At 39.7% G+C, this 8,143-nt stretch carries 9 protein-coding genes; 6 read left to right on the forward strand and 3 right to left on the reverse strand.

What is annotated here, in order from left to right; all coding sequences use genetic code 11:
- Together ACH2DQ_RS29195 and ACH2DQ_RS29200 are read right to left on the reverse strand one after the other, a co-directional pair.
- Positions 1-463 (reverse strand): GIY-YIG nuclease family protein (locus ACH2DQ_RS29195; protein ID WP_395028825.1); only part of this gene is annotated, 463 nt, incomplete at its 3' end.
- Positions 405-557, reverse strand: a complete 153-nt coding sequence (locus ACH2DQ_RS29200; protein ID WP_394911253.1) for an OCRE domain-containing protein — start codon at positions 555-557, stop codon at positions 405-407. The genes ACH2DQ_RS29195 and ACH2DQ_RS29200, both read right to left, overlap by 59 nt.
- Positions 558-799: 242 nt before the next feature.
- On the opposite strand from ACH2DQ_RS29200, the gene ACH2DQ_RS29205 reads away from it, so the two are divergent.
- From ACH2DQ_RS29205 to ACH2DQ_RS29230, 6 genes are all read left to right on the forward strand, one after another.
- A complete protein-coding gene (locus ACH2DQ_RS29205) occupies positions 800-1,942 on the forward strand; it encodes a glycerol dehydrogenase (protein WP_394911252.1) in 1,143 nt (380 codons plus the stop codon).
- Positions 1,939-3,702, forward strand: a complete 1,764-nt coding sequence (gene dhaK / locus ACH2DQ_RS29210) for a dihydroxyacetone kinase subunit DhaK (protein WP_394911251.1) — start codon at positions 1,939-1,941, stop codon at positions 3,700-3,702. The genes ACH2DQ_RS29205 and dhaK overlap by 4 nt, the downstream gene beginning before the upstream one ends.
- A 141-nt stretch (positions 3,703-3,843) precedes the next feature.
- Positions 3,844-4,215 carry a DUF4180 domain-containing protein gene (locus tag ACH2DQ_RS29215; RefSeq protein WP_394911250.1) on the forward strand — a complete coding sequence of 124 codons (372 nt, stop codon included), beginning with the start codon at positions 3,844-3,846 and terminating at the stop codon, positions 4,213-4,215.
- A gap of 300 nt (positions 4,216-4,515) precedes the next feature.
- Entirely contained in the window at positions 4,516-5,043 is a 528-nt protein-coding gene (locus ACH2DQ_RS29220) for a MarR family transcriptional regulator (protein ID WP_394911249.1), read from the forward strand.
- Positions 5,044-5,071: 28 nt separating this feature from the next.
- Positions 5,072-6,100, forward strand: coding sequence for a PocR ligand-binding domain-containing protein (locus tag ACH2DQ_RS29225; RefSeq protein ID WP_395028826.1), 1,029 nt, complete (start codon positions 5,072-5,074; stop codon positions 6,098-6,100).
- 332 nt (positions 6,101-6,432) lie between these two features.
- Positions 6,433-6,801, forward strand: coding sequence for a winged helix-turn-helix transcriptional regulator (locus ACH2DQ_RS29230; RefSeq protein ID WP_394911247.1), 369 nt, complete (start codon positions 6,433-6,435; stop codon positions 6,799-6,801).
- Between the two features lie 741 nt (positions 6,802-7,542).
- Here ACH2DQ_RS29230 and ACH2DQ_RS29235 read toward each other — a convergent pair.
- The coding region (locus ACH2DQ_RS29235) for a GNAT family N-acetyltransferase (protein WP_395028827.1) at positions 7,543-8,143 on the reverse strand (601 nt) is incomplete at its 5' end.

The following is an 8,143-nucleotide window of genomic DNA, read 5'->3' on the forward strand; positions in this document are numbered from 1 at the left end:
GGTAGGTTCTTTTTATTTTTTCTACCGGGTATATATTTTTCATGAAGTCAATAATCTCCAACAAAGTACTTCTGCTGCGAAATGGACCAAAGCAGTTTTCTTCCCTGTGACCGGCAACAGATAACAGTTTATCGGGATATGCCCTGCCCACCTTCAGGTAAACATAGCGGTCATCATATTTCATCAGTACATTAAAGTAGGGGCGTATCTGTTTAATAAGTTCACATTCTAAAAGCATTGCTTCCAAATGGGTATCCGTGATCACATAATCGAGATCCTTTATAAATGGTGCCATCCGATTTACCTTATCCCATTTGGGCGTCTCCACAAAATATGACTTCACACGTTTCTTCAGGCATTTACTCTTCCCGATATATATAATTTTTCCTTTTCCATCCAGCATTTTATAGACTCCGGGTGCATCCGGAAGATGTTCTAATTTCTCTTTCACCTGTTCTGTCATAGGCGTACCATGCCTCCGTTTTATCCTTGGTTTCATACCGCTTTTCCTTATCATAATATAGTTTTGCCGCTGCGTCAAATTTCCTTCGCAGCATAGTTTTCCACCGCCTTGAATTTCCTTCGCAGCATAGTTTTCCACCGCGTTCATATTCTTACGCACAAATTTCAGGCTGACTCATAAGCTGTGCATCACAGTAGTTCATGAAATTACCATTTGGGAATATGATGACAAATATTTACGATTCTATATCGTCATTTCCGGTCATCATTCCTCACTGTAAGCAAGTGGTTTTCCTGCTAAAATAAAGGCATCAAATACAGCAGGAGGTCTTTAGATATGAGAAAAGCTTTTATATGTCCAACTAAATATGTACAGGGTGAGGATGAAATTTTAAACCTGGGTTACTTTGTAAAAACATTCGGATCATCCGCATTACTGATTGCCCATCCCGATGATGTCAGCCGGGTGAAGGAGAAATTGGATAACACTGCACAGGAATATCAAATAACATTTGTAGAGAGTGGTTTTAAAGGAGAATGTTCCAGACAAGAAGTTGCTCGCCTGCAGGAACTGGCTAAGGAAAAAGGATGCAACTGTACCATTGGACTTGGCGGCGGAAAAGCGATTGACACCGCGAAATGCGTGGCAGCGGGAGAATCCCTGATCATTGTCCCCACCATTGCAGCTACCGATGCCCCAACCAGTCATTCGGCAGTTCTCTATACACCTGACGGTGCCTTTGATGACTACGCATATTTCAAGCAAAGTCCCAGCGTCATTTTAATTGACACCACGGTTATTGCAAATGCACCAGCCCGCTTTCTGGTATCCGGAATGGGAGATGCCCTTTCAACCTATTTTGAAGCAAGGGCAACCGCTGCCTCTTATTCCAATGTAAATGCCGGACTTCCCTGTGGTTTCCGGGAAGGATGCTGCGGTCCCGCCAGAGGAACGAACACCGCTATGGCTCTGGCTTCCCTGTGTTATCAGACTTTGATGAAAGATGGAATAAAAGCCAAAACTGCCTGTGAATGTAATCAGGTGACACCAGCGCTGGAAAATATCATTGAAACGAATATCCTTTTGTCGGGCCTTGGATTCGAAAGTGCCGGACTTGGAGGTGCGCATGCCATACATGACGGACTCACCATATTTGAAGGAACACACAAATATTTCCATGGTGAAAAAGTAGCATTTGGAACCCTGGCACAGCTAGTATTGGAAAATGCCCCTTCAGAAGAAATCGAAGAAGTTTTGGAGTTCTGTCTTAAAGTCGGACTTCCGGTATGTCTGGAAGATATCGGTATAAATCAGTTTTCTATGGAAGAACTGATGGAAGCCGCAAATAAAGCATGTATTCCGGAAGAATCCATCCATTCCATGCCTTTCCCGGTAACGCCGGAATCTGTAGCTGCTGCAATCCTGACGGCAGACCGCATCGGTAAAACCCACAAAGAGGAAAGCGGGTGCTGCAAATGAAAAAAATAATCAATAATCCCCAAAATGTAGTGATGGAGATGTGTAATGGCATTGTCCTTGCACATCCGGAACTGGAACTGATATCCAAATACAAAATCATTAAGAGAAGAAAGCAAAATAAAGAGAAAGTCACTTTGATCAGCGGCGGCGGCAGCGGGCATGAACCAGCACATGCCGGATTTGTAGGAAAAGGGCTTCTGGATGCTGCGGTATGCGGTGATGTATTTGCTTCCCCCTCCCAGATTCAGGTATATCAGGCGATCCGGGAAACAGCCGGAAACAAAGGTACCCTGCTGATTATTAAAAATTACAGCGGGGATATGATGAATTTTAAAAATGCTGCTTATCTTGCACAGGAAGATGGTATCCCGGTAGATTATATAAAAGTGGATGACGATATTGCAGTAACAGACAGTCTGTATACCATTGGCAAAAGAGGCGTAGCAGGAACAGTGTTTGTACATAAGATCGCAGGTGCAGCAGCGGAAAAGGGGATGGATTTAGCCCAGGTGAAACGCCTGGCTGAAAAAACCGTATCTAATGTAAAAAGCATCGGCTTTGCCTTTACCTCCTGTACGGTTCCTGCCAAGGGGACGCCCACCTTTATCCTGGGTGATGATGAAATGGAGTATGGTGTGGGCATTCATGGGGAACCAGGAATCAGGCGGGAAAAACTCGTTACTGCCGATGAACTGGCAAAAAAAATGACAGATGCCCTTCTAAATGAGCTGCAACCGGATCCGGGACAGGAAATTGCCCTCCTGGTAAATGGATTTGGAGGCACACCAGCCCAGGAATTATATCTGCTGAATCATTCGGTAAATAAGGAATTAGCAAAGCATCCGGTAGTGGTTTCCCATACCCTGGTAGGCAGTTACATGACCAGTATCGATATGGCGGGGGCATCCTTGTCCATTCTGAAACTGGATCCTGAGTTAAAGGATCTGCTGACCGCCCCCTGCTGTGCACCGGTTTTCACCATTACAGACTGGCCTGCAAATATCCCTTATACATCCGTGGAAGACGACTCCATGACCGATTTAAATGCCAGCTATCAGATCCAGACAAATGCGGATTGTGCTGTTATTCATAATAACTGCATCAGCCTTGATAATTTGATCTATATGGTGGATTGTATGAGTGAATCCGTAATCCGCAATGAAGTACCTTTCTGTGAGCTGGATTCCCATGCCGGGGACGGCGATTTCGGTATGAGCATTGCAAAAGGATTCCGCAGACTCAAAGAAGAATGGAGCGAGATTATGGCGTATCACACAGACACAATCGGAGATTTCCTGGACGCATGTTCCCTGGTGATCATGGAACACTGTGGTGGAGCTTCCGGTCCCATCTGGGGATCGGCATTCCGGGCAGCAGGTAAATATGCCGGAGCAAAAAAAGAATTAAGTATATCTGAATTTGCTCAGATGCTGCAGTCATCCATAAAAGGAATTCAGGCAACCGGAGAGCGGTCTTTTGGAAGAGGTGCCGAAATAGGCGACAAAACACTGATTGATGCCTTTATTCCCTGTGCAAACACCTGGAGCCTGTGTGCCAAAGCAGGAGAGGATGTACTCACCACTTTAATCAGAGCTGCACGGGCAGCAGAAGACGGTGCCAGAGCCACAGAAAAAATCGTTGCAAGGATGGGCAGAGCCGGAACAGTGGGAGAGCGGAGCCTTGGATATCCGGATGCCGGTGCATACGGGCTGGGTGTTATTTTCCGGGATGTGGCAGAAGCAATGAAAGTATCGGAATAAACCCTTTCCCGCCCCCTATATGGATAAAGTTTGACAAGGTAAAACAACTGTAGTATACTCATTATCCAACTGGAATTTGTTCTGCAAATTAAGTTTAAGAGCCTGTTTGAAATTGTTTTCAGACACGCAGCAGGAGGATATATGAAAATTGAAAATATAGAAATAAATGAAGCAAATATTGCGGTTGTTTCCAGTGAAGATAAATTAATTGCAGATACCCAGTCTGCATTGGATTTCATTATGACTGTAAAATATGAAACAAATGCAGACCGGATCGTAATAAATAAAGAAGCTGTCTCGGATGAATTTTTTATTCTGAGTACCGGGATAGCTGGTGAGATTCTCCAGAAGTTTATGAACTACCATATTAAAATCGCAATATATGGAGATTACACAAAGTATACAAGCAAACCTTTAAAAGATTTCATTTATGAAAGTAATTGTGGGAAGGATTTCTTTTTCACCGTTACGAAAGAAGATGCAATTAACCGATTAAAAGAAACCATACAGTAAAAGAAGTACAGATTCCAGTTATATCAACCAGAAAAACCTTGTGAAAGAATCCTCTCCAGTAAAGGGCAGTGTTTCTTTCACAAGGTTTTTCTGTTTCAGCTGCTATACTGCTGAATATGTACTGCTGAATATACAGGTATTGGATTAAACATAAATATCCCTAATTCCAGGTTCACATTTCTGTGAATATGTGACTATTGTTTTCTTTGAAGAATTATATTATTCTTAAAGAAAAGATTATAATTTCCATTGGAAATTATAATCTTAACGGCTGAAATCTATTATTATGGAGGTGATCTTATGAAACTTCAGTGGATGGGGGAATACCGGGCATTTGTAGAAAAATTGATTAAATATGCCAATGTCTATGCTTCAATTTACAACAAGGAGGATTACTACGGAACAAGTATCCCAATTTCTATTTCTCAGATTCAGGTATTGGAATATTTACTGGAAAATGAAGAACTGAATCAGAACATGTCAGAAATTGCCGGCAGGCTTGGCATCGGTCCCAGCACTTTTACGAAACTGGTAAATAAATTAGTTCAAAAGAATCTGCTGGAAAAATTTTATATGGAAGGTAACCGGAAAAATATTATTATCAAGGTAACAGATCATGGACGCCGTCTGTATCAAAATTACTCTAATTATATCTATGAAAAATCTTTTTCCAAGATGTTCTATGCCGGAGAAGGGCTTCCTAAAAAATACCTTCCTGTGGTTGCAAAGATGCTGGACGCAGGAATCTGGCTGGGCCAGGAGAAAGAGGTAAAATCCCCTCAGGTGTTAATTCCGGTAGAAAAGAAGCAGAAATTTAAGCAGAATTGATAGCAGAATTGAAAGGAGATCCTAAAATATGAAGAAATTACTTGCCATTGACCAGATCTTCGATATGGAACAATGGACAAATCTGCAGCGTTCCCTGGCTGAGGTAACGAACATGGCAATCATTACTGTAGATTATAAAGGCATTCCGGTAACAGAACATAGCTGCTGCCATGAATTTTGTAAAAAGGTTAGAAGCGATCCCACATTGGGAAAGTTCTGTCAAAAATGTGACTCCAGAGGCGGGCTGGAAGCAGTTCGGATCAATGAGCCTTATATCTACCAGTGTCATTTTTCCATTGTAGATATTGCCATACCCATTATAGTTAATGATAAATATCTGGGTGCTGTGATGGCGGGTCAGGTAAGGCTGCCTGTTCAAAAGGATGACAGCTTTATGGAGAAAATTTTCACTCCGGACAATCCAAAGGTCATCCAGGAAGCGAAACAAAAATTAAAGGATCTCTATAAAGAAATTCCATTCTTATCCTACGAACGGATGCAGATGATCGCAATGATGCTTTATTATCTTTGTAATTATATGGTCAAAGAAGCAATTCACAAAGAACAGATTATTGAGATGTATGAAACCGTAGTCAACAGGCATCAGGAGATTCTGGAGGAGCCTTTTTCTGCTCAATACACACTGGAGTCGGCAAGAAAGATGAAAGCAGCCATATCCAATGTCATTCTCAATTCGAATATTGTAAATGCCGGCTGTGACGTACCAGTCTCAACAAACAACATTATTATAAAGGCTTTTGACTACATCTACCACCACAAGGGAGAATCCCCTTCTTTGAAAAACATGGCAGAATACTGCAATGTCAGTTCCAGCTATTTAAGCCGCCTTTTTACAAAAGAAGTAGGAGAGAGCTATTCCTCATTTACGGCACGGTTGAAAATAGAATGGGCAAAAGCCCTTTTAGAATCATCCAATGCTCCTATATCGGAAATCAGCGATGAACTGGGTTACAGCGAAGCCGGATATTTTATTAAATCTTTTAAAAAGTATGTAGGTGTAACACCCGCGGTATACCGGACTTACTGCAAAAGCTGATAAGATTCCTATTCTGGCTGTTGTACTGCCTTTGCTATCAAAAGCAGATAGTGGTTTCCAGCAATTATTAGTTGAATCCGGTTATTATTTTTACCCACATTTATTTGCAAATATTCTCCGTTTTGTGTTATCATTACCTATATCAGCTTATATGTTTGGACTTATATATGGATGCCTCCTCAATCGTAAAACGGATCATTTTCATATGGAAAATATTACAGAATTCAATAAGTTATAAATCGAAAAATAAGTTGTATATAAACCTTAAGAATCATTGGTTTAAATCTGTATGTATAAGAATATTATTAAACTGTAATAAGGAGAGAGTAACGATGGATAGAGAAGACTGTCCGGTTCAAAAACTGGGCTACGAATATTTTGAAAAGGTAGTCAATATGATTGGCGGTAAATGGAAGCTGCGTGTATTGTATATCGTTGGCTTAAACAAAGTTTTATCACTTGATGACTTAGAAAAGTCATTAGACAATATCTCCCATGATCTTCTTCTTGCTCAATTAAAAGAACTGGAAGAAGATGCACTCATTGTTCGAAAAGAACAGTTCACAAAAGTAGAAATTTCTTTAAGTAAAAAGGGATTCGACCTTCTTCCTATGTTATTAGAAATGTGCAACTGGGTTCTAAAATATGAAGTGGAAAAATTTACAGCACCTGAAGACGAAATGTTTAGTACGGTTAAATAATGATCAAGCTAATTCGCATTGGGTCCGGCTCATCACGCTCCAAATACATTATATTTTGATTGTTACACTGACTGATCACTATAATATATCGGTAATGCCCGCCGAACATATGTTCTTATAGTAAAAATGATAGAATAGTACATATTTGAATTGTTCGATTTAGAGTGAATGAAAATTAATTAGAAAAGGCTGGGAAGATCTGCTTATCAAAAAAAGATTTCGAGAAATTTGTTTTGTTATACGCACACAGAACATATGTTCAGTTTTACACATATACCTATAATAGAATACTATAGGTATATGTAAACACGGATTGTATACAAATATAAGGATCGAACGAAATAGCGTTTTATAATAAGGTATAAATATAACTTCCTATGTATTAACCTTAATAAGGTTGGCTAATGAATTTAATATCGTATATACGTGAATCATGATTATGGAGAGATAATTTTACCAATTCAGCGGGTGGGATCTAATCAGCAATTGGTTTCACATGTTTTATATTTATTAAATATAATATTAATAATTGTTGAAATCAAAATACAACATGATTAAGGTTGCCGAATATAAACTGTAAATTTAAGTAAAATGCGGATTATGTATTGTTTACGCCTTGTTAGGCGGAAAAAACTGTATTTGTCCGCTTAACTATTCTGTGGCTTATCCTGCTTCTCGGATTCCTTTTTTCCTATATTCTAAAGTATCTAAATATTTATTGGGTTTTTACAATTGAAATGTTTATTTCATATTCTGGTTATTTTGATTTATCTCCCATGTTCTTTCTTTCAATACCATAATCTGTTCGCCCTTGGTATCAAGCTCTCCATTCAACTCAAATCCCAGATTGCAATAAAGCGCAAACGCCCGCTGGTTATCCGGATAAAGACTCAGGTATATTTCCTTGCAGGAATATCTATCGAATAAATACTGTATCAAATCAGACAAAGCTTTCTTTCCATGGCCTTGACCCTGGTATTTTTGATCAATTAAAAAACGGTCCATCCAAACACGCTGTTCGGATAATATCTCTCCATACATAGTAAATCCAATTAGCTGATTTTTATGGTAAATTCCACGTGGCTGCCAATCATGCAGTTCCTCTGCCTCTTTTAGGCATTCCAGAGGTGTTTCTATAAAATGCTGTTGCTCAATAGGTAATTGCAAACTCAATATATCCTGTAGATTAGAATTTGTAACTTTTTCAAAATGGTACTGCCCTTTTTTCTTTGCACGAACATGCGTTCTTTTCATATTAACTCTACATACTTTATCAGTTCTATTTAACATTGTGGTTACTCCTTGTATATTTACATTCTTTATTTTTCTTCTTATTTTCTTA

The sequence above is a fragment of the Robinsoniella sp. genome, from assembly GCF_034124845.1.